The organism is Clostridioides sp. ZZV15-6388, from assembly GCF_020657755.1.
Classification (GTDB): domain Bacteria; phylum Bacillota; class Clostridia; order Peptostreptococcales; family Peptostreptococcaceae; genus Clostridioides.
In genome coordinates this window covers 326,629-350,479 of sequence record NZ_JAGWCU010000001.1, presented here as the reverse complement: position 1 = coordinate 350,479, position 23,851 = coordinate 326,629, and the positions used below count along the sequence as shown (strand labels likewise).

At 27.1% G+C, this 23,851-nt stretch carries 24 protein-coding genes and 1 other annotated feature; of the genes, 3 read left to right on the top strand and 21 right to left on the bottom strand.

The genetic code is table 11. The features are described from left to right. Nucleotides 1-144: 144 nt before the first annotated feature. On the top strand, nucleotides 145-711 hold the full coding sequence (locus KGF48_RS01605; RefSeq protein WP_227827420.1) for a MarR family winged helix-turn-helix transcriptional regulator: 567 nt from the start codon (nucleotides 145-147) through the stop codon (nucleotides 709-711). A 181-nt stretch (nucleotides 712-892) separates the two neighbouring features. Here the strand turns inward: KGF48_RS01605 and KGF48_RS01600 are convergent, their stop codons facing one another. The 12 genes from KGF48_RS01600 to KGF48_RS01545 form a co-directional block, all read right to left on the bottom strand. Further along, entirely contained in the window at nucleotides 893-2,929 is a 2,037-nt protein-coding gene (locus tag KGF48_RS01600) for a thioredoxin domain-containing protein (protein ID WP_227840604.1), read from the bottom strand. A gap of 177 nt (nucleotides 2,930-3,106) precedes the next feature. Beyond that, nucleotides 3,107-3,784, bottom strand: coding sequence for a manganese catalase family protein (locus KGF48_RS01595; RefSeq protein WP_227840603.1), 678 nt, complete (start codon nucleotides 3,782-3,784; stop codon nucleotides 3,107-3,109). A 220-nt stretch (nucleotides 3,785-4,004) separates the two neighbouring features. Continuing rightward, nucleotides 4,005-5,693: a biosynthetic-type acetolactate synthase large subunit gene (ilvB, locus tag KGF48_RS01590; RefSeq protein ID WP_227840611.1), complete on the bottom strand. Its 1,689-nt coding sequence runs from the start codon at nucleotides 5,691-5,693 to the stop codon at nucleotides 4,005-4,007. Nucleotides 5,694-5,743: 50 nt separating this feature from the next. Beyond that, entirely contained in the window at nucleotides 5,744-6,763 is a 1,020-nt protein-coding gene (gene ilvC, locus KGF48_RS01585) for a ketol-acid reductoisomerase (protein ID WP_413840692.1), read from the bottom strand. A 296-nt stretch (nucleotides 6,764-7,059) separates the two neighbouring features. Further along, nucleotides 7,060-7,299 (bottom strand): ACT domain-containing protein, encoded by a 240-nt coding sequence (locus KGF48_RS01580; RefSeq protein WP_227432962.1) that lies wholly within the window; start codon nucleotides 7,297-7,299, stop codon nucleotides 7,060-7,062. A gap of 104 nt (nucleotides 7,300-7,403) precedes the next feature. Beyond that, nucleotides 7,404-7,662, bottom strand: a binding site (T-box leader). A gap of 154 nt (nucleotides 7,663-7,816) precedes the next feature. Further along, on the bottom strand, nucleotides 7,817-8,578 hold the full coding sequence (locus KGF48_RS01575; RefSeq protein WP_227867681.1) for a SprT family zinc-dependent metalloprotease: 762 nt from the start codon (nucleotides 8,576-8,578) through the stop codon (nucleotides 7,817-7,819). Further along, nucleotides 8,578-9,405, bottom strand: a complete 828-nt coding sequence (locus KGF48_RS01570; RefSeq protein WP_227827415.1) for an XdhC family protein — start codon at nucleotides 9,403-9,405, stop codon at nucleotides 8,578-8,580. Before KGF48_RS01570 ends, KGF48_RS01575 begins: the two co-directional genes overlap by 1 nt. 41 nt (nucleotides 9,406-9,446) lie before the next feature. Then, nucleotides 9,447-10,202, bottom strand: a complete 756-nt coding sequence (locus KGF48_RS01565) for a DUF3298 and DUF4163 domain-containing protein (RefSeq protein WP_227867680.1) — start codon at nucleotides 10,200-10,202, stop codon at nucleotides 9,447-9,449. Nucleotides 10,203-10,244: 42 nt separating this feature from the next. After that, on the bottom strand, nucleotides 10,245-11,114 hold the full coding sequence (locus KGF48_RS01560; protein ID WP_227840599.1) for an anti-sigma-V factor rsiV: 870 nt from the start codon (nucleotides 11,112-11,114) through the stop codon (nucleotides 10,245-10,247). Between the two features lie 11 nt (nucleotides 11,115-11,125). Beyond that, the gene (locus tag KGF48_RS01555) at nucleotides 11,126-11,608 is read right to left on the bottom strand and encodes an RNA polymerase sigma factor (RefSeq protein WP_227827412.1); all 483 of its coding nucleotides are present in this window, start codon (nucleotides 11,606-11,608) and stop codon (nucleotides 11,126-11,128) included. A gap of 51 nt (nucleotides 11,609-11,659) precedes the next feature. Next, nucleotides 11,660-12,616, bottom strand: coding sequence for a peptidylprolyl isomerase (locus KGF48_RS01550; protein ID WP_227867679.1), 957 nt, complete (start codon nucleotides 12,614-12,616; stop codon nucleotides 11,660-11,662). 69 nt (nucleotides 12,617-12,685) lie between these two features. Further along, on the bottom strand, nucleotides 12,686-13,519 hold the full coding sequence (locus KGF48_RS01545; protein ID WP_227827410.1) for a polysaccharide deacetylase family protein: 834 nt from the start codon (nucleotides 13,517-13,519) through the stop codon (nucleotides 12,686-12,688). Nucleotides 13,520-14,021: 502 nt separating this feature from the next. On the opposite strand from KGF48_RS01545, the gene KGF48_RS01540 reads away from it, so the two are divergent. Next, nucleotides 14,022-14,870 carry an MBL fold metallo-hydrolase gene (locus tag KGF48_RS01540; protein WP_227841479.1) on the top strand — a complete coding sequence of 283 codons (849 nt, stop codon included), beginning with the start codon at nucleotides 14,022-14,024 and terminating at the stop codon, nucleotides 14,868-14,870. 92 nt (nucleotides 14,871-14,962) lie between these two features. On the opposite strand, the gene KGF48_RS01535 is transcribed toward KGF48_RS01540, so the two are convergent. The 9 genes from KGF48_RS01535 to KGF48_RS01495 form a co-directional block, all read right to left on the bottom strand. Further along, a complete protein-coding gene (locus tag KGF48_RS01535) occupies nucleotides 14,963-16,300 on the bottom strand; it encodes an amino acid permease (RefSeq protein WP_227841480.1) in 1,338 nt (445 codons plus the stop codon). 807 nt (nucleotides 16,301-17,107) lie between these two features. Further along, nucleotides 17,108-17,776, bottom strand: coding sequence for a bifunctional phosphoribosyl-AMP cyclohydrolase/phosphoribosyl-ATP diphosphatase HisIE (gene hisIE, locus KGF48_RS01530; protein ID WP_227867678.1), 669 nt, complete (start codon nucleotides 17,774-17,776; stop codon nucleotides 17,108-17,110). A 28-nt stretch (nucleotides 17,777-17,804) separates the two neighbouring features. Further along, nucleotides 17,805-18,563, bottom strand: coding sequence for an imidazole glycerol phosphate synthase subunit HisF (gene hisF / locus KGF48_RS01525; protein ID WP_227841363.1), 759 nt, complete (start codon nucleotides 18,561-18,563; stop codon nucleotides 17,805-17,807). Beyond that, nucleotides 18,545-19,267: a 1-(5-phosphoribosyl)-5-[(5-phosphoribosylamino)methylideneamino]imidazole-4-carboxamide isomerase gene (gene hisA / locus KGF48_RS01520; protein WP_227867677.1), complete on the bottom strand. Its 723-nt coding sequence runs from the start codon at nucleotides 19,265-19,267 to the stop codon at nucleotides 18,545-18,547. Before hisA ends, hisF begins: the two co-directional genes overlap by 19 nt. Then, nucleotides 19,264-19,869, bottom strand: a complete 606-nt coding sequence (gene hisH, locus KGF48_RS01515) for an imidazole glycerol phosphate synthase subunit HisH (protein WP_227827404.1) — start codon at nucleotides 19,867-19,869, stop codon at nucleotides 19,264-19,266. Before hisH ends, hisA begins: the two co-directional genes overlap by 4 nt. A 1-nt stretch (nucleotide 19,870) precedes the next feature. Next, nucleotides 19,871-20,449, bottom strand: coding sequence for an imidazoleglycerol-phosphate dehydratase HisB (hisB, locus tag KGF48_RS01510; RefSeq protein ID WP_227827403.1), 579 nt, complete (start codon nucleotides 20,447-20,449; stop codon nucleotides 19,871-19,873). Between the two features lie 2 nt (nucleotides 20,450-20,451). After that, entirely contained in the window at nucleotides 20,452-21,501 is a 1,050-nt protein-coding gene (gene hisC / locus KGF48_RS01505) for a histidinol-phosphate transaminase (RefSeq protein WP_227841365.1), read from the bottom strand. A 33-nt stretch (nucleotides 21,502-21,534) separates the two neighbouring features. Beyond that, complete coding sequence (hisG, locus tag KGF48_RS01500) at nucleotides 21,535-22,161, bottom strand: ATP phosphoribosyltransferase (protein WP_227432938.1); 627 nt, start codon at nucleotides 22,159-22,161, stop codon at nucleotides 21,535-21,537. Nucleotides 22,162-22,182: 21 nt separating this feature from the next. Continuing rightward, nucleotides 22,183-23,127 (bottom strand): ATP phosphoribosyltransferase regulatory subunit, encoded by a 945-nt coding sequence (locus KGF48_RS01495; protein WP_227841366.1) that lies wholly within the window; start codon nucleotides 23,125-23,127, stop codon nucleotides 22,183-22,185. Nucleotides 23,128-23,654: 527 nt separating this feature from the next. Between KGF48_RS01495 and KGF48_RS01490 the strand changes: the two genes are divergently transcribed. Beyond that, nucleotides 23,655-23,831, top strand: coding sequence for a hypothetical protein (locus tag KGF48_RS01490; protein ID WP_003420092.1), 177 nt, complete (start codon nucleotides 23,655-23,657; stop codon nucleotides 23,829-23,831). The last annotated feature ends 20 nt before the right edge of the window (nucleotides 23,832-23,851 follow it).

The following is a 23,851-nucleotide window of genomic DNA, read 5'->3' as shown; positions in this document are numbered from 1 at the left end:
AATAACTATATAATAATTTAGTTATTGAATATTAATTATTTAGAAAGAACATTTAACTATACTTGGACATCATATTGACATTATATTCAATTCGTGATATTCTGTTTTCGTCAAAATAATATCTAAATATAAAGGAGATATTTTATGGATTATTCAAATGAATTGAAAGAATTGTTTCTAATGAATCAAACATACGCAACTCTTTTTACTCTTACAAACAAAATACAAATAGAAGGTGATAAGTATTTTGATGTACTTACTTCAAGACAATATATGACTATTTTATCTATTCTTCACTTGCCAGAAGAAGAAACAACATTAAATAATATTGCACGAAAAATGGGTACAAGTAAACAAAATATAAATAGAATAGTTGCTAACCTTGAAAAAAACGGATATGTTCAAGTAATTCCAAGTCCAAATGATAAAAGAGCGATTAATGTAAAAGTTACAGATTTAGGAAAACAAGTTATGATAAAATGTGGTAAAGTTGGAATAAACTTTATGGCAGATGTATTTCATGAGTTTACTCAAGATGAATTGGAAACTTTGTGGAGTTTACTAAAAAAAATGTATCGTTTTAATGGCGAAGAACAAGATGGATTCGAAGAAGATGCTAACTTTGTAGAAGATGAAGAAATAGATAAAATTAAATCTGAAGCACTTAAAGAATTCTCAAAAAGAAGAAATAGAGTAAATAAAAAGGACTAATAACCTCTATAATTTAAAATAGGTATTAACTTTCTTAAGAGTAAAACAGAGTATTTATTTGTATAAAGTCTAAAGGTTACTTCATATTGATTTAAGGACTAAAGACAATTAAATTAATGCTTATTATTTATTAAAAGAACTCAGTATCAAGTATCAATACTGAGTTCTTTTAACATTACAATTAGTCTCTCATAGAAATTATATCATTTAGTTTTTGTGAATCATTAAATGGTTGACTACAACTATTATTCTGACATACATAGTAAGTAGTTTTGTCATTTTTTAATTTATAATTATTTAAAAAACCTATCTTAGTATTTTCTTCATTGTATTTTTTTACTAAAAAAGTTGCATTTGGTACAAAATTTTCACTTACTAAAGTCTTAAAACCAATCAAATCAGAGTTTTCCTTTAAAATACATATGATTTCCTTTGTAGGATAAAGTTCATACATTAATGAAAGCATATAGAAACTATATCCAGTTGGTGAATTTTTTACACTATCTGAATAAAGTTTTAATTGCTTATATGACAATTCTTCAAGTTTATTATCACCAGTAATCTTTGCAAGTCTTATAAGATTATATAATTGTACAGAGTTACCTGATGGAATAGCTCCATCATACAAATCTTTTGGTCTTGCTATTAAATTTTCACTATCTTTACCATATAGGTAAAATCCACTTTTTTCATAGTCCCAAAAAAGCTCAATACAATTTTCATTTAATTTTAATGCTTCTTCTAAATACTTTATATCAAATGTTGATTCATAAAGTTCTATATATGCCCATATTAAAAATGCATAATCATCCAAATACGCTAAATAATCAGCACTTCCATCTCTATATCTAGCTAATAATCTACCTGCTTTATTCACAAGATTATTATTTATAAAATCAAGACACATATTTGAATACTCCAAATATGTATCATTTTTTAGAGTCTTATAAGCCTTTGCTAAAGCTACTACCATCAATGCATTCCATGATGTCAGTATCTTATCATCTTTATGCAAAGAAGTTCTTTCTTTCCTATATTCAAATACCTTTTTACTCAAATTAGCTATTCTTTCATTATACTTATCGTATTCTTTATTTTTTATAAGATTAGGAATACTTTTTCCCTCAAAATTTCCACTATTAGTTATATCAAAGTAATCATTAAAGAATTTTCCATCTTCTTCACCTAATATATCAATTATTTCAAGTGGATTAAATGTATAAAATTTACCTTCCTCTCCCTCACTATCTGCATCTTGTGCTGAATAAAATCCACCTTCTTTATCTTGCATCTCTCTAATTACATAATCTATAGTTTTTATCGCGATTTCTTTATATAGCTCTTTCTTGGTTATCTTGTATGCATCTAAATAAGCAACTGTAAGCATAGCATTGTCATATAGCATCTTTTCAAAATGAGGTGCTAACCATTTTTTATCAGTGGAATATCTTGAAAAACCAAATCCAATATGGTCAAATAGACCTCCTCTGTACATTCCATCTAAAGTTTTTTCCACCATTTTTAATACATCTTCATCTTTTTCTATACTATAGTATTTCATCAAAAACATAAGATTTTGAGGACTTGGAAATTTAGGTGCATTCCCAAAACCACCATATTTATCATCATAAATAGCTTTAAATATTCCAACTGATGAACTTAACATATCTTTTGATAAATCACCATCTGTATTTTTTACTCCAAAATCATCTTTAAGAGCCTCTACTATTTCATTTCCAGATTTTATAAGCATATCTTTATTTGTATTCCATTTTTCAGATACATTTTCCAATAAATCTATAACGCCTGGTCTATTATATCTTGAGTATTTTGGAAAATAAGTTCCTGCAAAAAAAGGTTTTTTATCAGGAGTCATTATTATGGTCATTGGCCATCCACCACTACCTGTCATTGCTTGACAAACTGTCATATACACACTATCTATATCTGGTCTTTCTTCCTTGTCTACTTTTATTGCTATAAAGTTTTTGTTCATTATTTCAGCAACTTCTTCATCTTCAAAAGATTCATTTTCCATAACATGGCACCAGTGGCAAGTTGAGTATCCAATACTTAAAAATATCGGTTTATCTTCTTCCTTTGCCTTTTTAAAAGTTTCTTCATTCCAACTGTACCAATTTATCGGATTATATGCATGTTGTAAAAGATATGGAGATTTCTCATTTATTAAATTATTAGGTTTTTTATTAGTTGACATAATACCACCTCATTTATTATTTTGTTATATGTTTTGCAATAAAAAAATAGATATACACTTATAATAAGTGTATACCCACTTTTAACTGTATATATTTAGATTTTTATATACTTAATTCCTCTAGGCAAATAATTTTTAAAATACCTACCAAAACAAAACAATACAATAAATATCAAGCTATTTCTTTAAAGGTTTTTCAAAAGAAGGAGGATTGATATCTATCTTAGTATCATGATTTGGTCCTGGAGTTGATAAATCGAAATATAGCTTAGAATCTTCTGTAACTCCAAAATCCTTGTTTGAACCTGTATCTTTAACCTTATTTAAAGCATCTCTAAATAAAGCATTATGCGCTTCTTCTCTATTAAGCAAAAAGTCAATTGTTTCTTTTACATATTTATCATCAATTTGTCTATATAGATACTCATAAACTACCTTTGCTCTTTGTTCAGAAGCTATATTTGAAAGTAAATCAGCTACTAAATCTCCTGTAACTGTAACATAATCAGCAGTCCATGGAGCTCCTGATGAATTTATTAATACTGGTGATAATCCAGTTAAGACATGCGTTTCTATTTCCCCTGTATCAACTGCTTTGCAATCAACATCATGCCCATTTAATAAATTTATAGTTTGACCTACCATTTCCATATGACTAAGTTCTTCTGCTGCTATATCAAGAAATAAATCTTTTATTTGAGGGTCTTTTATTCTAAAACTTTGAGCTAAATATTGCATTGCTGCTTTTAATTCTCCATTTCCACCACCTAACTGTTCTTGCATCAAAACAGCATATTGAGGGTTTGGTCTTTCTACTTTTACTTCTTTTAATAAAGCTTTATCATGCTTAAACATATGAATACCTCCGTAAATTATTATTCAAAATTATTATTTACTTAAATTACATTATTATTCTAAATTCCATTATTAATATTTAATCAATACTTTATCATACATGCATTAAATTATTACAAAACTAAAAAATATTAGTCTATACTTAAGATTATTGCAAAATAAAAAACTGAATATCAATAAAATTTTAATAAAAAACTTTATCAATATTCAGTATCAATTTTTAATTACATATCAAATTTTCTAATGCATCATTGGGAGCTACAATAGGATAAACATCATAGTCTTTATCTATATCACATTGTAAAAATACAGGTTTATTAAAATCTATTGCATCCAAAGCTCTTTCTAATCCATCCATATCACATGCCTTATATCCATCTATATTATAAGCATTTACAAGCTTAACATAGTCTACATTTTCATTAATATCAGTTTGAGAGTATCTTTGATTAGAAAATAATTTCTGCCATTGTCTTACCATTCCTAGAGTTCTGTTATTAAGCAACAAAATAAGCATAGGCACATTATAATTTGCAACTGTAGCTAACTCATTACAGTTCATTCTAAAGCTTCCATCACCAGTGACTAAAACTACATTTTTATCTAAGTTACCAACTTTAGTTCCAATAGCAGCTCCTAAACCAAATCCCATCGTTCCTAGACCTGCTGATGTTATAAAACTTTTATTTCCTTTAAAGTCCCAATACTTAGCAGACCACATTTGATGCTGACCAACATCAGTAACAACTACAGTTGGATTTCCCAATTGTTCATATTTCTCGTTTATTTTTCTAAGTATATTTTGTGGATGGAACTCTTTTTCCTCTACACCCTCACCTTTTCTAAAGGTCTTTATTTCCTCTTTCCAATTGCTATTGTCCTTACTTTCAACCCTTTCTAGTAGTAAACTAAGAACCATCTTTACATCTCCAACTAAAGATACATTGGACTTTATATTTTTACTTATTTCAGATGGGTCTATATCTATGTGTATTATTTTTGCATTTTTAGCAAATTCAGAACTTTTACTTATTACTCTATCACTAAATCTTGCACCTATTGCTATCACTAAATCTGAATTAGAAAGTGCCAAATTACTTTCTCTACTTCCATGCATTCCAACCATACCAAGAGATAGTTCATTTTTTCTATCTATATTTCCAAGCCCCATAAGTGTATTTAATACAGGTGTATCTATCTTCGTTGCAAATTTTACAAGAACTTCTTCACTATCTGAAGATTTAACTCCCCCACCAGCATAGATTATAGGTTTTTTGGACTCTTTTATTATATCTACTGCATCTTTTAAAAGCTTAAGGTTGTTTTCATCATCTAAGTCAAAATCATCCTTATAATCCATATACTCATCTATTTGACATAAATCATAATCCTCATCATTAAAATCCATCTCTGCTAAAAATAAATCCTTTGGAACATCTACAAGTACAGGTCCTTTTCTTCCTGAGTTTGCAACTCTAAAAGCTTCTTTTATTGTAGATACTAACTCTTTAGTATTTCTAACTAGATAATTGTGCTTTGTCATAGATAGGGTTGCTCCAGTTATATCAATTTCTTGAAAAGAATCTTTACCCAATAAACTAGTTGGAACTTGACCTGAAATTACAACCATAGGAGAAGAATCCATAAAAGCTGTTGCTATACCAGTTATAGCATTCGTTGCTCCTGGCCCAGACGTTGTAAAACAAACCCCCACTGTATTAGTACTTCTTGCATATCCATCTGCTGCATGAACCAAACCTTGTTCATGTGAAGTCCTTATATGTTTAAAATCATCTAGATAATCATATAGAGCATCATAAAGAGGTATTACTGCTCCACCAGGATATCCAAATATTGTGTCAACGCCCTCTTTCTTCAAACATTCTAAAATTACCTTTGCTCCATTAATACGCACTACTATGCACCACTCTTTCCCTCAAACTAATCCATTTAATATATTTATTTCAAGAATGACATCATACTTCTTAGATTTCTACCAACTTCAGCTATTTCTGTAGTATATTCTGCTTCTCTAGTTTTTAGGAAGTTCTCACGCCCTTCTTCATTTTCTTTAATCCATGCCTTAGCAAATTTTCCATTTTGTATATCTTCTAATACATCTTGCATACCTTGTTTTGCTGCATCAGTTATTACTCTTTTACCAGATACATAATCTCCATATTCTGCTGTATCACTTATACTGTATCTCATTCTTTCAAATCCACCTTCATATATAAGGTCAACTATTAGTTTCATTTCATGTAGACATTCAAAATATGCTACTTCTTTTTGATACCCTGCATCTACAAGTGTCTTATATCCTAACTTTATAAGTTCACTTATACCACCACAAAGTACTGATTGCTCTCCAAATAAGTCAGTTTCTGTTTCTTCTTTAAAAGTAGTTTCTAAAACGCCTGCTCTTGTAGCTCCTATTCCTTTTGCATATGCCAAAACTGTCTCTGTGGCTTTTTTAGTGTAATCTTGATATACTGCAAACAATGCTGGAACTCCACTTCCTTTAGTAAATACATTTCTAACTAGGTGACCAGGTCCTTTAGGAGCTACCATTACAACATCAACAAATTCTGGTGGTTGTACTTGATTATAGTGTATATTGAATCCATGAGCAAATGCTAGTGTCTGACCTTCTTTTAAATTATCTCTAACACTTTCTTCATAAACTTTCTTTTGCTTTTCATCAGGCATTAACAACATTGTTAAATCACTTTCTCTCGTAGCTTCTGCCACACTCTTTACTTCAAATCCATCCTCTTTTGCTTTTTGCGCTGACTTGCTTCCATCATAAAGCCCTATCACTACATCCACACCATTATCTCTAAGGTTTTGTGCATGTGCATGACCTTGACTACCATATCCTAAAACTGCAACCTTTTTATTTTTTAAAACCTCTAAATTTACATCATTTTCATAATACATCTTTGCCATCTTTACTTCCTCCCAATATTTTCTCTTAATTATTTTATGATATTTATTTTTATTAGAAATTTATACTCATTATCATTAGTTCTATATTACTTAACAAACTTTATTTTCTAATTTATAGAATTTTAATCTTTAGAATCTCAATACTTATAATTTTTAATAATCTTAATATTTATAATTTTCAGTTTTTAAAATTTGTAATTACTTTATAATTTCAATGATAATCGTATTTTCAATCTAAGATTTTTCTCATTTAATATTTATCTTTAGTTTTTATTTAAACATTAGTTTCTTCATATTTGTTTTTAATTTTTATAAGTCATGTTTGATTAGTGTCTCACCTGTTCAACAGTTATTTCTCTTATATCATGTAGTTTCTTCATATGATTTAAGACACTATCTAGAGATGTCTTTTCTTCGTTTACTATCAATTTTATACCTGAATTATTCATATTATCTACAGTCATACTTATTGATTGTATATCAACTTCTCTTCTTCTCAGTGTCATTGCCACTCTTAAAAAAGAATCTATCCCTTGGTTTAATTTAGCATATACAGTATTTTCCATAAAAAACTCCTCCTTATTTTTTTATTATTATTTTATATGGATTAATCTTTTATATTGCTTAAATTAAAAAAACTTTCGTCTTTATAAGCAATATAAATATTACTTATAAGGACGAAAGTTAAATTCCGCGGTACCACCTTATTTGTAGATATAAAAAATACATCTACCTCTCTTTTTTCAGGTCGGGTAATTGATTACCTTAACCTTAGCCATATAACGTTGGCAGACGTTTGTACTTACTAAAATATATTCAGTACAAAAGCTCCAGAGTGATCATTATACTACTGTTAACACCAATTCTCAGCAACATTGGTTCTCTGTGGATAACTCCATTAGTATTGTTGTCTCTGTCATTGCTTTTATTTATTTTATTTTTTAACTTTGTTTTGCTGTTAATATAGATTATATTATCTATCTTTTATAATGTCAACGACTTTTTTAAAATTTTCAGATTATTTATTTTCTTCAAAATAATCATTTTTCTATATTTTAAATCCATATTTTGAAATAATCGTTTTCATATTGTTATCTTATACCCATTTTTTTTAAGCCAATTTTCTTTATCTTTATAATCTGGCATAATATTTTTTACCAAATCATAAAATTTTTTTGAGTGATTCATATGTAATAAATGACTAAATTCATGTATTATTATATAATCAATGACATCTAACCTCGCCATAGATATTTTTGAATTTATATAAATATTTTTTTGAGATGTACAACTCCCCCACCTACTTTTTTGTTCTTTTACTTTTACATTAACTGGTGTTAGTTGCTTCATTATATCACAATTCGATTTAAGATAATCTATTCTTTCTGAGACGATTCTTTGACTTTCTTTTTTGTACCAGTACTTCAAAGATTTTTTAATAAAGTCTTTACTTGTATCATTGGTTTGAACAATTATTTTAGATTCATCAATATTTATTTTACAATTACTTTTTTTAACACAAGTCTCCAAAGTTTCATTTATAATTAAACAATACTCTTCACCAAGATAGAGAAATTTATCCCCTGTCATGAATGTTCTTTCTCTATATACTTCTTCTCTATCTTTATATTCAGAAGATTTTTTAAGTATCCAATCTCCTTTTTTAAGTATTATGTCTCTTATTGTTTTTTTAGAAACTTTAGGAGGACTTATTACAATTACTTTACCAAATGAGTCTATTTTTATACAAATATTTTTTCTGTTCTTATAAAATAAAGCTGCTTCTATTTCTTTATTTTTAAAACTAACATTTAGAATCTCATAATCTTTACTTATCATGTTCATTAATTTCTTTTTTCCTTATTTGCCCTGCAATTTATAAGTTCAGCTGCTATACATACAGCTATTTCTGCTGGTGTCTGAGCATCTAATTTTATTCCTATTGGCGCATGTACTTTATTTAGTTCTTCCTTACTGAACCCATTTTTCATAAGTTTTTCATACGTCAATCCAATTTTTGTTCTACTTCCAATCATACCTATATAACAAGGATTCGTTTTAAGAGCCCATTCCAGTGAACTTGAATCATACAAGTGACCTCTTGTTAAAATAATTATATAGCTATTTTCATCAATTGGAAAATCTGGTATATTTTCAAAAGAATCTAAAACTACTACCTCTGAATCTGGAAATCTTTCAGAATTAGCAAATTCCTCTCTATCGTCTATTACTACTGTCCTAAATTCTAAAAGTGATAATATTACTGCTACATCTTTTGAAATATGACCTGCCCCAAATATATATGCTTTACTTATATTTTCTTTTAAGTTTTTATTAAATCTTTCTAAATTACTCTTCAATTTACTATCAATAAAATCTATCTGTATTTCTCCAGTACCACCACATATCATTCCAAGCTTTGCTATATCAGTTTTATTTAGAGTAAATTTATACAACATTGACTCTCTATTTTTTATAACATTAATTGAATGTTTTATGCATGTTGCTTCTACACTTCCTCCACCTACAGAACCAAATATAGAACCATCACTTTTTACAATCATCATTGCTCCAGTTTCACGTGGTGTTGAACCTGAGTGAGAAGTTATTGTAGCAAATGCAAAGTCCTCGTTATTTTCTATTAACTTTATCGCTTGTTCATATATATTCATATATTTCTCCTTACCTGTCTATTTAAAAATCTTCTATATGTCTACTTTAAATTTTTTATTACTTTGTCTGGTATTACAAACTCAACTGGCCCCATATAACCAGGAGCCACTTCATATTCATCAAAACTAATTACAAGGTTTACATCTTTATTAAAATAGAAATCTTGATACTTATTTATAGACTCAAAATTTTTTACTGGGGAATCTTTTTCTTGGTCTATAAAATATGATTTTGTATTGTCTTTCTTAATTTGATTTTTCATCTGTTCTTTTATATTATCACTTATAGCATCTATATATCTACTATCTTTAAAAAATATTGGTAAATTTAGTAGTATTTCTCTATTTTTATCAATAGTATAATGCGTTTTACTTACATATGAAGAAGCTTCTATCTCTTCTTTTTTAACTTCTATAGATAAAAAGTCCTTAGAATTATTTTTTACACTATAACTTACATTTAAGTATCTATGACCTTTATTATTTTCTTTTTTCATTTTATTCTGAAATTCACTATAAAGCTTTTTCCCATTTTCCATAAATTCATTGTTTAATTTATTCTCTAAATCTTTATCTTTTAAACCTTCTATCTTAGGAACTCTAATATTAACTTCATAATTATCCTGTTTTAGACTATAATTTTTAGCATTTATTACTTTTATCTGATTATTTTTTACAAGTTTATTAGAAGAACTTCCTGCAAATATAGGATTTACATTTACTAATGCTACAAGTAGGCACACTGAAATCACAGCAATTTTAAATATAGATTCTTTAAGTTTTTTATATGTATTCATATTAACCTCCTTAATATATTTATATATAAATTACTATTCTATTTACAAATCTTTTATTACTTTATATGGGATTACAAATTCTACTGAACCCATATAACCAGGTGCTACTTCAAACTGGTCAAAACAAATTACAAGGTCTTCATTCTTATTAAGATAGAAATCTTGATATTTATTTATTATTTTAAAATCTTTAACAGGAGAATCTTTTCCTTGGTCTATAAAATATGATTTTGTACTGTCATTTTTCATTTGATTTCGCATTTGTTCTTTTATATTATCACTAATAACTTTTATATATTTATCATCCTTAAAAAGCATAGGTAAAGTTAAAACTATTTGTCTTTTTTTATCAACATTATAATGTATTTTACTCACATATGATGATGCTTCTATTTCATTTTTTGTCATTTCTATTGATAGAAAATCTTTAGAATTATTTTTAACACTGTAACTTAAACTTAAGTATTTATGCCCCTTATTTTTTGATAATTCTATTTTTTCCATTCTATTTTGAAATTCATCATAAAGCCTCTTTCCATCTTCCATAAAACTATTATTTAATCTCTTCTCTAAATTTTTATCTTTTAAACCTTGTATTTTAGGAATATCAATTTTAGCTTCATAGTTTTCGTTCTTTAAACTATAATTTTTTATAGTTACTACTTCTACTAATCCTCCGATTATAGGTAATTTAGAAAAGTTATCTGCAAATACAGGACTTATATTTACTAATACTATAAACATACAGGCTGAAGCCATAATAACTTTAAATCTCCAGCTATTTATCTTTTTATTTTGTTCGCAATATATATCTTTTATTTTCTTATGATTTATTATAGTATCTAGTTTCTTTGGTATTGGAATTTTATGATACTCATCTCTTAACTTATCTAACCTTTCTTTGTTTGTCATTCTTTTTATCCCTACTCTTCAATTTTTAATTTTAATTTTTTTAAAGCAGTATATAACCTAGTTTTAACAGTATTCACATTTTCATCCAATATTATTGCTACTTCTTCAATCTTTAAATCTTCAAAAAATCTCAATATTATAATAGATTTATATTCAATAGGTAATTCTTCTAACGCTTTTTTTAGGTCTAAATCAGTATACTTGTCATATTCTCCTGTCTCATCTATAAGAGTGATATCTGTCATGTTGTTATATTTACGGTTTTTTCTAATAAAATCTATACTCGTTCTAACTAGAATTTTATAAAACCATGTTTTTATATAATTTACTTCTTTAAGGTTTTCTACTGAATATAAAGCCTTATACATGGCTTCTTGAACCACATCTAAGGCGTCTTCCTCATTTTTTGTATAGCTATATGCAATTCTATAAAAAGAGTCTTTATTATCGATAATGTATCTCTCAACTTTCCTTCTCTTTAAACTCTTAAACATTCCTGTAAAATCTCCCTCCGGCTACAGGCTAGGATTGAGTTTTTATAGATTCTATCTCTCTACTTTTGCACTTTCGTTCAATTTTTTTATGTGCTCAATATATTTTTCGTTTAAAATAGATTCTCTTACTAAACTCTGACACTCATTAAGACTTTTTTGTCTTTCTCTTTTATCAGTAACTTTGACTATATGATATCCATAACTAGTTTCAAAAACACCTGAAACCTCATTTTTCTTTAATTTGAATACTTCTTTTGTAAATTCAGCATTTTTATCATTTTTTGAAAAATATCCTAGCTGCCCTCCATTTTTTCCAGTCGCTTTGTCATCGGAATATTTTTTAGCTAATGCTTCAAAACTTTCTCCATTTTTGATTTTAGTCAATATACTCTCGACCTCTTTTTTTAAAGCTTCTTTTTTATCCTTACTTACTTCTTTTTTATTTTTATCTAAAGTTGATATCAATATTTGAGAAGCACTTACTTCTTCTACATTAAAATCTTTTTTATGATTTACATAATAAGATTCCATCTCGGCATCACTTATATTTATTTTATTTTCAAAGGCTTTTTTACTTTTGTCTATGGCTAAATCTCTAGATATTATTTGTTTTAAATATTCCTTATCTACACCTGCTTTGTCCATTTTTTCTTTATAGCTTGTATTCAAATTAATTTCATTTTCTAGTTCTTGATATTTTGAGTCTATATCACTTTTACTTGGAGTTAATCCTTTATCCTTAGCCTCTTGATATAAAAGTTCATTATCCACCATAAACGATATTATAACATTTTCTAGTTTATTTCTACCTTTTTTATCCAAACTTTTTTCCATTTCATCCAAAGATTGACCATTTATATAACTATTAGTAGCAGATAAGACTGCCTTTGTTTTTTCATATTGCGCCTTTGTGATTTCTACATCATTCACTTTAGCTAAACTTTTATTACAACCAACCATCATTAAAGATAGTATTCCGACCATTCCTATACAAAGTTTTTTATTCAAAACACTTACACCTCACTCATTTTTTATTTTCAATTTTTAAAACTCTTAATCAACATTTTTTTATTTTTACTATTCTAAATTGCGTAACCAATAATTTTTTGGTATTTGATTTTGCTCTACTGCTGCAAATTCATAGCCTTCATCTGATAAAAATTTTAAAATTGAATCTAAAGCTTCTGCACTTTGTTTTTTCTCATGCATTAAAACTACAAGTTGATCCTTATCTTCACCTTTTCTATTCTTAATATGAGTTTTTACATTTTGTACAATTTGTGCAGAATTAGATTTCCAGTCTTCAGTATCTAAATCCCAATCCCAAATTTTATACCCTGCATCAACTAAGGCTTGATATGAAGCTTGTGGAGTATATGGTTTACTTCCATAAGGAATTCTTATTACTTTTGAATGTTTACCAGTTATACTATAAAGAGTCTGATCATTCGTATCAAATTCATCTTTTGCTGATGTACTAGTAACATAAAGTTTATGAATATCATGAGATACACTATGAAAACCTGCTGTGTTCCCATTTTTAATTATATTTTTAACTTGCTGTGGATATTCCTTCATATTTCCATCTATCATAAAAAAAGTTGCTTTAACATTATATTTATTTAAAGTTTTTATCATTTGGTCAGTAAATTTAGATGGACCATCATCTATAGTTATGTATGCTACTTTTCCAGAACTTTTACTAGGCCCTTTACTAACTTCTGCTGATGTATTAGATATTATATCTGTAATAGTAGAACTTGATAGTTTAGCATTTCTACTAATTTCATCTTCTTTTATATTCATATAACTAACTCGTATACCAATTATTATAAATGCTAAACAAACTACTATGGCACTTAAAAGCAAATATAATTTCTTTCTATTTATTTTTTTCTTTTTATTTCTCATCGTTCGACCTCCAATATTACTATATTTTTACATTTATATTTTTGTAGTATTTTAGAATCATAATCTTCACTACATATATATAGACGTTGAACTTCGACAAAAAGTTTTACCTAATTTTTAAAATTTGTTATTTTGATGATTATTATGCTGTATAATTTCTGTATAATTGTATAGAATGTTGAAAATTGAGTATTATATAGTGTTTTTTACAATTAATACTAGTTAAAATGTCGTTTCTAATTTTTAAAATTTATAATTTTTTTTCTATAAAATAGAAATTTTAAATAAGAAATATATTACGAAAACACTATTGTTTCTTGTTTTGACTTCATATGTTATATATTCATATACAACTGTTTTTGTTATTAAATAAAAATTTATAAACTTGTCTACAAAGTGTTATACTTTATAGGCAAATTTTTACATTACAACATAATAATTTGTTACAATGTAATTATTAGTTGTATAAAAATTCTAAAAATATTATTGGGAGGTATTGTTTATGAAGGTAATTTCTTTAATTGAAAATATTTCTGGCTCCAAAAACTTAAAATCTGAACATGGTTTATCTTTGTTCTTAGAAATTAATGATAAAAGATATATATTAGATACAGGAAAAAGTGGAGATTTTATAGAAAATGCTAAAAATTTAAATATTGATTTATTAAATTTAGATGCACTTGTAATATCTCATAATCATTCAGACCATATTGGTGGTATAGATAAATTTTTTGAAATTAATAAAGATATTAATGTTTATATAAAATCGCAAGCTAAATTATATGAATATTTCTACCATAACGAAAATCAGCAAGAAAACTACTATATAGGAAATAGAAAAGGCTTGTTTGAAGATTTTAATAAAAACTTCATTTGGATAGATGATTTTTACAAACTTAGTGAAAATCTTTATATCTGCTCTGATAAAAACAATAATAAAGATTTCTTTTGTAGAGACAAAAATCTGTTAAAATTTAAAAACAATATGTTCATTGAAGATGATTTTAAGCATGAATTATTCTTAGTATATGTGGATGGAGACTATGTATCAATAATAAGTAGTTGTAGTCATAGTGGAATTGTAAATATCGCTCATACGGTTAAAAAATACTTTCCAGATAAATCAATTAAGTTTATTATTGGAGGATTTCATATGGATAATTTATCAAAACAAGGTGGACTTAACTGTTCTACAGAATACATAGATGATGTCATAAAGGAACTTAACACAATTGGTTTTCAGAAAATATATACATTCCATTGTACAGGACTAGTTGCATTTGATTACATGAAAGAATTACTTGGAGACAAAATAGAATATTTTAAGACAGGTGACTTTTTAGAAGTGTAATTTTATAAACTAAAAATAAAAAAATAAAATCCCAATATATCTATAGATAGATTGGAATTTTATTTTTCATATAATCATAAAGTATTTATAAACTAGTTAGACTCATTTTTTGTTCTCTTAGTCATATAAGCATACACTGGTAATCCTATAGCTGTTATTATAAGACCTCCAACAGATATCATAGTAGTTTTCATACCTGCAAAGCATAATTGATTAACTACGACAAATATACCACTCACTATAGCTATTATTGGAACAATTGGATATAGTGGTACTTTGTATTCTCTTGGTATATCTGGATGAGTTTTTCTAAGCTTCATTACCCCTATAAATGTCAATACATAGAATATCCAAGTAGCAAATACTGCTAAATCAGTTAATAAATTAAATTGACCTGATAAAGCATAAATAGCTGCAAGAACAGATACTAATACTATAGAATTTGCTGGAACTTGAGCAGAATTTAATTTAGAAAACACCTTATATTTAGGCAAAGTTTTATCTGTTGCCAAAGTATAGGCCACTCTTGAACCAGTTAATAAGAATCCATTTAATGCTCCAAATACTGAAATTAATATACCTACAGATATTATTTTTCCACCTATTGAACCAAATATAACCTCAGCAACTGCTGATGCTGGTGAAGCGTAAGTAGCTAGTTCACTAGCTGGTAATACCCAAAGATATGCCAAGTTTATTACAAAGTAAACAGCCATAACTACTGATAATCCACCTATTATAGCTTTTGGAAGGTCTTTTCCTGGATTTTTCATTTCTCCAGCCAAAGTACCAACATTCATCCATCCATCAAATGCAAATAATATAGCAATTAAAACTTGACCTATTACACTACCTAGACTTAGTCCTTCACCAACCATAGGACTAAGTATTGGATTATCTCCACCACCTTTAATAAATCCAACAATCATTATTAATATAAGTGGTATTAATTTACATATCGTAGAAATCGTTTGTATAGCTCCCCCAGTTTTTGAACCCAACATATTCAACCCTGCAACTATCACTATAATCCCAATTGCTATTGGAAGTAATAATGATGAATTACCAATTAAAGCTGATGCTTGCTCTCCAAATATGACACCTAATGCTGCCATCATCCCAGGATAAAATAATACAATTTGCATCCATCCAGTTAAAAATCCTAATTTATCTCCATAAATCTCTTTTATATATACCATCATTCCACCAGTTTTTGGTATTGCAACTGATACCTCTGCAGCTGTAAGCCCAGCTGTTATAGTTATGATTCCTGCTATTAACCATGCCAATATACCAAGTCCTGGAGCTCCTCCAGTTAATGTATAAACTGCTTGTGGTTTAAAAAATACACCTGCTCCTATTACTGAACCTACAACAGTTGATAACGCTGCAGATACACCAAGAGTCTTTTTTAGCTCACTATTTCCCATTTTTTTCCTCCTACTTCATCTTATTTAATTTTAATTTCATAGTTATATAAGCATCTACTATGCCAATATTATAGAAAAATAGTTTTTATTATTTATTAAAATAAAATAACATATGCTAAGCTTTTGTAAATTTTAATTTTAACTAAAATTAAAATTTTTAAAAAAAATTATAAAAATTAAAAATCCAAATACGATGATACTTTCTTCATAACAGTTAAATTGTTTTACATTTAAATATCCATTTGCCTCTTAGAATAGCTTACATCCATAAGGCAAAATTAATTTAAATCTTTTGCAATAAAATTTCACTGTTTTTCAAAACATTTTATTATATTCATATAATTTGTATTTTATTATTAATGTTTTTGACGGAATAATATCATTTTTATTTATTTTATAGCTTGTTTTATAGTAATAAATAATTTAACAATTTATTATAACCCAAATTAAACCATAAATCAAAACTAATATTTTATTTTTTAGTAAAAAATAAAATATTAGTTTTGAAAACGTTTACTTTTTATTAAAATTTAGTCTATTCCATCTTAAAATATATCCTTTTTAAGCCCATATTATTCAATATGAAAATTAATTTAAAATCATTCTTCTTAAATATTAATTAGATAATGATGTTTTTTCTAAAATAAATAATGTATTATAATCGTTTTGTAGATAAATTGTATACATAATAAACTTAAACAAGAAACCTTCGATTTTACTCTACAAGATAAAAACAAAAATAAGAAAGTATACCATTTTTTCGAAAAAATGGTATACTTTCTTATTTTCTATCAATCTATCTTTATTCTATTTTCTTCTTTTAATTAATTCTTTTTTTATTTCATCAATTTCAACACCTTTTTCTATCATTAAAACCAATGTATGATATACTAAATCACTAATTTCATAAATAAGTTCACTTTTATCTTCATTTTTTGAAGCTATAATTACTTCACTGCTTTCCTCTCCAACTTTTTTAAGAATTTTATCCAAACCTTTATCAAAAAGATAGTTAGTATAAGACCCCTCAATAGGATTATTTTTTCTTTCATTTATTAAATCATATAATTCTTTTAATGTATTTTTTTGTACTTCAAAATCAATTTTATCAGTATCATCAAATAAATCTCTATAGAAACAAGAATAATTACCTGTATGGCAAGCTACACCTGTTTGTTCAACTAAAAGTAATATTGTATCTACATCACAATCATAAGAAATTTTGACTACTTTTTGAATATTTCCAGATGTCTCACCTTTAATCCATAATTCTTGTCTACTTCTGCTAAAGTAACAAGCTATTTTTTCTCTTAAAGTTTTCTTTATAGACTCCTCATTCATATATGCTAACATCAATACATCTTTACTTATTACATCCTGAACAACAGCAGGAACTAATCCTTTATCATCAAATTTTACATTTTTTATAAATTCTTCAAGTTCTTCACTGCACATATTATTACATTTATCATTCATTTTCCCATTCTCCTTATAGATATTTAATTTATAATCTTACTTCTACACCCATTTCTTTTAAATACTTCTTCAAATCCTTTATTTTTATCTCTCCAAAATGAAAAACAGATGCTGCTAAAATTCCATCTACATTAGATTCTTTGACTGCTTCATAGAAATCTTCCATTTTCCCAGCCCCTCCAGATGCTATAACAGGTACATTTACTAAAGATGTTATTTTTGAAAGTAACTCTATATCATATCCATTTTTCATTCCGTCTTCATCCATACTATTTACAACAATCTCTCCAGCTCCAAGTTCAACACCTTTAGCTGCCCATTCAATTACATCTAAATCTGTTTTCTCTCTACCACCTTTTACATATACACTCCATGAACCTTCTTCATTTTTTTTTGCATCTATTGATAAAACTACACATTGTGCACCAAACTTTAATGAGGCTTCTCTTATTAATTCAGGATTTTTTACTGCTGATGAATTTATAGAAACTTTATCAGCACCTTTTCTTAAAATATTAGTAAAGTCTTCTAATTTATTTACTCCTCCACCCACACAAAATGGGATATTTATATTTTCTGCAACTTTAGATACAAATTCTAAAGATGTCTTTCTGTCTTCATTTGATGCAGTTATATCATAAAATACAAGTTCATCTGCACCACAGTCACTATAAAATTTTCCAAGGACTTCTGGACTATCAACATCCACTATATCTGTAAATTTTTTCCCCTTTACAACTCTTCCATTTCGTACATCTAGGCATGGTATTATTCTTCTAGTAAGCATAGTTGTTGAGCCTCCTTAAAGTCTATCTTGTTATCATAAAGTGCTTTACCTATTATTGCTCCATATAAGTTCATATTTTTAAGTTTTTTGATGTCTTCAATAGAAGTCACTCCCCCAGAAGCAATAACATTTAAAGATGTCTCTTTTGATATTTTTTCATATATATCAAAGTTTGGACCTTGAAGCATGCCATCTTTTGATATGTCTGTATAAACAATCGTCTTTACTCCTATTTTTTCAAGTTGTTTACATAAAGTAAGAGAATCTACATTACTTACAACTTCCCAGCCTCTAACCGCTACCTTTCCATCTTTAGCATCAATTGAAACAACAATTTTTTCTTGATATTCATTAACCAACTCTTCAACTAACTCCATATTTTCAATTGCTATACTCCCAAGTATAACTCTAGTAACACCTGCTTTTATTAAATTTTGAACTTTTTCCTTGTCTCTAACCCCTCCACCTACTTGAATAGGTATTTTTATATTGTTTGCTATATTTTCAATTGTTTTTGTATTTACACCAAATTCACTTCTAGCTCCATTTAAATCTACTATATGTATATATTCTGCACCTTCATTTTTCCATTTATATGCTACCTCTAATGGATTATCATAATATACATTTACTTTATCAAAATCACCTTGAGTTAATCGTACACATTTGTTGTCCTTTATATCTATTGCTGGAAATATTATCATTTTATCATCTCCCCATATGCTTTTAATATGTTTAAACCTACTTCTCCACTTTTTTCCGGATGAAATTGTATACCATATACATTATCTTTTCTAACTATAGCTGGAATCTTCTTCTCATACTCTGAAAAAGCAACAAGTTCTTCATTTGATGAATTTGCATAATATGAATGAACAAAGTATACATAGTCATCTTCTTTAATATATTTAAGGATATCATCATTTTTCTTATTAAATTTTAGATTGTTCCATCCCATATGTGGAACTTTTAAACTTATATCCAGCTTATCAATGCTACCTTCTATAAGACCTAACCCTTCATATTCTCCATATTCGTAACTTTTTTCATAAAGTAATTGCATGCCTAGACATATGCCTATTAAAAACTTCCCCTTTGACACATGTTCTTTTATTATTGGTACCAAATCTAGTTTATTTAAGGCATTTATAGAATCTCTAAAAGCTCCAACACCTGGAAGTATTAGTGAATTTGCCTCCTTTATTTCATTTAAATTGTTAGAAATTTTAGTTTCTATTCCAGCCTTTTTAAAACCTCTGGACACAGAATCTATATTTCCTAGACCATAATCTACTATTATATTCATTTTATAAGACCCCCTTTGAAGATGCTATTTCATTAGAAATTACTTCACTACCTTCTTTCAATGCTCTTGCAAATGCTTTAAAAATACTTTCTATTTTGTGATGGTCATTTTCTCCATACAAAAGATTAATATGTAAAGTTACTCTAGATTCGTTTACAAAAGCTCTAAAAAATTCTTTAAAACACTGTGTACTCATACTACCAATCATTTGAGTATCAAACTTTGCATTGAATACAAGATATGGTCTGTTGCTTATATCAATCGATACCATGGATAAAGATTCATCCATAGGTATGTAGATAGTAGAATATCTTCTTATTCCTTTTTTATCCCCTAAAGCATTTTTAAATGCCTCTCCTATAGCTATACCTATATCCTCAACACTATGATGGTCATCTACATATATGTCTCCTTTACAAATAACCTTTAAATCAAACTTACCATGAAATGCCATTAAAGTAAGCATATGGTCTAAAAATCCAATTCCAGTATCTATCTCAACTTTTCCAGTACCATCAATGTTTAGTTCTACTAAAATCTGTGTTTCAAGTGTATTTCTTTCTATCTTCCAAATTCTCATACCTAATTCTCCTTTTGAAAAATATCTTTTATAGCATTTACAAACATAATATTTTCTTCTTTATCACCAATTGTAACTCTATAATAATTTTCTAGTTTTCCACTAAACTTTCTTATTAGTACTCCTCTATCAATCAGCTTTTGTGATAAATTTTCTATCTCAGAATAAAACAATATAAAATTTGCTTGTGATTCATACACTTTGAGACCTATATCAATCATTTCTTTATATAATTTTGCTCTTTCTTTTTTTACTTCCCTTATATAAAACTTCACTACTTCTTTATTTTGCAATGCTCTTGTAGCAATGAAATCTGATAATGAATTTAAGTTATATGGAGGTCTTACCTTCTCAACAGAGTTTATTAAACTACAATTAGATAACATATATCCAGTTCTTATCCCAGCTAATCCAAATGCCTTTGATAGCGTTCTAAGAACGATTAAGTTTTCATACTCAAAAACATTCTCTAACATGCTTTCTTCCCCAAAATCCATATATGCTTCATCTAAAACTACTAAACTGTTAGTTGAGTTTAAAAGTTTTATTATGTCTTCTCTTTTAAGTATTGTCCCTGTTGGATTATTAGGATTACAAACAATTATTATCTTTGGATTATTTTCTTTTACTTTTTCAATTACATCATCTATATTTATAACTAAATTTTCATCACTCTCAACACCTATAAACTTTGAACCATTTATCTGACTGTATATAGAGTACATGCTAAAACTTGGAGAAAAACTTAATATTGTTTCATCTTTATCTACAAAAGTATGTATTATCAAATCAATTATTTCACTTGACCCATTTCCTACTAAAAGGTTTTTCTTACTTACTCCAGAAACATCTATGTAGTTTATTATAGACTCTTTTAAATCGCTATAAGAGTCTTCAGGATATAAATTTAAATCTATATCACTATCTCCAAGCTCTTTAACAAGATACTTAAACAACTTTTTATTTCCTTCATTTGCATCAAGCTTTACCTTACAATTTACACAATTTGGTTCGTATCCCTTTAGCTCTCTTATACTTTCTTTTTCTCTCAATTTAAACCTCTCCTTGTCAATTTTAATTATATTTTAGTTATCAATTTCCTTAAACAAACGAATTATATTTTGAATTTGTTCATACTTAAATCTATAACTAGCTCTATTTGATATAATCCTAGCACTTATATCGCATATATCTTCTAATATTTCAAGTCCATTTGCTTTAAGTGTATTACCCGTTTCAACTATATCAACAATTACATCTGATAAGCCTACTATTGGAGCTAGTTCAACAGAACCATTTAGTTTTATTATTTCAATTTTTTGACCTTTTTCTTTAAAGTATTTTTTTGCTATGTTTGGGTACTTTGTTGCCACTTTTAGATATTCATCTTTTCTATATATACTATCTCCCTTTAGTCCTGCTACTGCAAATTTACACTTTCCAAAACCTAAATCATATATTTCATATACATCTGTTTCATTTTCTAAAATAGTATCTTTACCTGCTATACCGAGGTCAGCAACTCCTTTTTCAACATACGTAACTACATCTGATGGTTTTACATGTATATATATGATTTTATTTTTTTCATCTTTAAAAATTAGCTTTCTTGTATCAGTATCTATACTATCCCCCAACCCCATTTTTTTAAATTTTTTAAATGATTCCCCTTCTATTCTTCCTTTTGCTAATGCTATAGTTAAATAATCCAAAATAATACCTCCTTTTCAATCTTACTTATATACATACTTCATTAATTCATCAACACTTAATGTAAATCCAATAGCTGGAATTTCTTTTCCATACTCTTTAGTTAGAGAATCATATCTTCCACCGCTTAGAATTTCTTTATATGAGTCTGGATAGTATCCTCTAAACATAACTCCTTCATAATAGTCAAGCATTGTAATCATTGATAAGTCAAATCTAGCTTTATCTAAAAAATTACATTCCTCAATTAAATCGTTTATTTGTTTTAACTCTTCAAGTGCTTGTTTCATCTTATCATTACAATAGAATTTTTGTGCCTTTTCAATAACATTATATAGATTACCTTGAAAACTTAAGATATTTGATAATAATTCTTTTACATCATTTTTAATTTTTAAATCTTCAATATATACTTTTAATTCATGGTTATTTTTGGTATACAATAAGTTTTTAATTTGATTTTCACAATTCTTGTTCAATTTTAATTCCTCTAATAGTCCATTAATATATTTACTACTACCAACCTCCAAAATAAAATTATTGTTGTACTTTTCAAGTATCTTAAGAGCCAATTTTACCACTTCTCTATCTGCTTCTAAAGAAGATTCTCCTAAGTACTCACAACCTATCTGTCTTATCTCTTTTATTCCAACTGTATTCTTATTTTTATATATAGATGAATTATAGAAAAGTTTAAGTTTTAAACCCTCTTCCCATCTTGGTATGAGACTTTTTATTATACTTGTAGTTATATCAGCTCTTAGGACCATTACTCTTCCATTTACAACCTTTACCATAGATTCTTTTGGAATTTTACTATTTATATTTGTAAATTCATCATATTCTTCAAATAATTGTGGTTCTATTTGAAAATATTCTTCATCTAAGAAAAGCCTGTCTATTTCTCTTTTTAATTTGTATCTTTTTTTAGAATAAATAACTTCATCTTCAATCCTTAAAAATTTCATACTCTCACCCTTTTCATTAAAATTACTCTTACATTTGCAAATTTAAAACAATAAAAAAGCCATATAGGCTTTATACCTATATGGCTATAATTTTCTTTTAAAATTACTTCCCATCATAGATACAAGACCAATTACACTAAAAACAGGGCTTGTGTCTATGAATCAATTTCATATTACAATCCCTTTAGTCTATGATGATGGTGATGATTTAATTTTATATTTAATTTTTCTACATTTAATCTCACCATGATAATTTCCTCCCAAATATTTTTTATTAATATTCTAAATTTACAGTTTTTTTATTACTATTAATGATAATATACTTTTCAAAAATTGGCAATAGTTATTTAGAAATTTAAATAAAATATTTTATATGATTTTTTATTTGTACAGTTAGATATTTAATCTTTACTTAATTTGGAAATTTTGTGTATAAAAAATGAAATTTCGGGAAAAATTGTAATAATTTAAAAAAACTTATTAAAATATAGTATAATAAGTATATCTTAATGTAAAGGGATGATTTTATGTATAAATATGATGACTATGTAAATTTAACAAATGATTTAGATTTGCCTGTGGAAATTAGAAATAAATGTGTTAGAATTGTTAGTGTGTCAGAGAATTTAGAGGATATAATTATAGTACATAAATTCAAACTATATGTCGTAAATGAGAAGTACATTAAAGGAATTATGGAATAGACATTTTGAATATGCTATTT

Excerpts from the sequence above, each read along its gene's own strand:
- hisIE (WP_227867678.1), bottom strand. The coding sequence starts at position 17,776 with ATGAATGATAAATGTAATAATATGTGCAGTGAAGAACTTGAAGAATTT.
- KGF48_RS01555 (WP_227827412.1), bottom strand. The coding sequence starts at position 11,608 with ATGTTTAAGAGTTTAAAGAGAAGGAAAGTTGAGAGATACATTATCGAT.
- hisH (WP_227827404.1), bottom strand. The coding sequence starts at position 19,869 with ATGAATATAATAGTAGATTATGGTCTAGGAAATATAGATTCTGTGTCC.
- hisB (WP_227827403.1), bottom strand. The coding sequence starts at position 20,449 with ATGAGAATTTGGAAGATAGAAAGAAATACACTTGAAACACAGATTTTA.
- KGF48_RS01580 (WP_227432962.1), bottom strand. The coding sequence starts at position 7,299 with ATGGAAAATACTGTATATGCTAAATTAAACCAAGGGATAGATTCTTTT.
- KGF48_RS01570 (WP_227827415.1), bottom strand. The coding sequence starts at position 9,405 with ATGAATATATATGAACAAGCGATAAAGTTAATAGAAAATAACGAGGAC.
- KGF48_RS01535 (WP_227841480.1), bottom strand. The coding sequence starts at position 16,300 with ATGGGAAATAGTGAGCTAAAAAAGACTCTTGGTGTATCTGCAGCGTTA.
- KGF48_RS01600 (WP_227840604.1), bottom strand. The coding sequence starts at position 2,929 with ATGTCAACTAATAAAAAACCTAATAATTTAATAAATGAGAAATCTCCA.
- KGF48_RS01565 (WP_227867680.1), bottom strand. The coding sequence starts at position 10,202 with ATGAATACATATAAAAAACTTAAAGAATCTATATTTAAAATTGCTGTG.
- KGF48_RS01490 (WP_003420092.1), top strand. The coding sequence starts at position 23,655 with ATGTATAAATATGATGACTATGTAAATTTAACAAATGATTTAGATTTG.
- KGF48_RS01605 (WP_227827420.1), top strand. The coding sequence starts at position 145 with ATGGATTATTCAAATGAATTGAAAGAATTGTTTCTAATGAATCAAACA.
- KGF48_RS01545 (WP_227827410.1), bottom strand. The coding sequence starts at position 13,519 with ATGAGAAATAAAAAGAAAAAAATAAATAGAAAGAAATTATATTTGCTT.
- hisA (WP_227867677.1), bottom strand. The coding sequence starts at position 19,267 with ATGATAATATTTCCAGCAATAGATATAAAGGACAACAAATGTGTACGA.
- KGF48_RS01560 (WP_227840599.1), bottom strand. The coding sequence starts at position 11,114 with ATGACAAACAAAGAAAGGTTAGATAAGTTAAGAGATGAGTATCATAAA.
- KGF48_RS01540 (WP_227841479.1), top strand. The coding sequence starts at position 14,022 with ATGAAGGTAATTTCTTTAATTGAAAATATTTCTGGCTCCAAAAACTTA.
- KGF48_RS01595 (WP_227840603.1), bottom strand. The coding sequence starts at position 3,784 with ATGTTTAAGCATGATAAAGCTTTATTAAAAGAAGTAAAAGTAGAAAGA.
- KGF48_RS01575 (WP_227867681.1), bottom strand. The coding sequence starts at position 8,578 with ATGAACATGATAAGTAAAGATTATGAGATTCTAAATGTTAGTTTTAAA.
- KGF48_RS01495 (WP_227841366.1), bottom strand. The coding sequence starts at position 23,127 with ATGAAATTTTTAAGGATTGAAGATGAAGTTATTTATTCTAAAAAAAGA.
- hisF (WP_227841363.1), bottom strand. The coding sequence starts at position 18,563 with ATGCTTACTAGAAGAATAATACCATGCCTAGATGTACGAAATGGAAGA.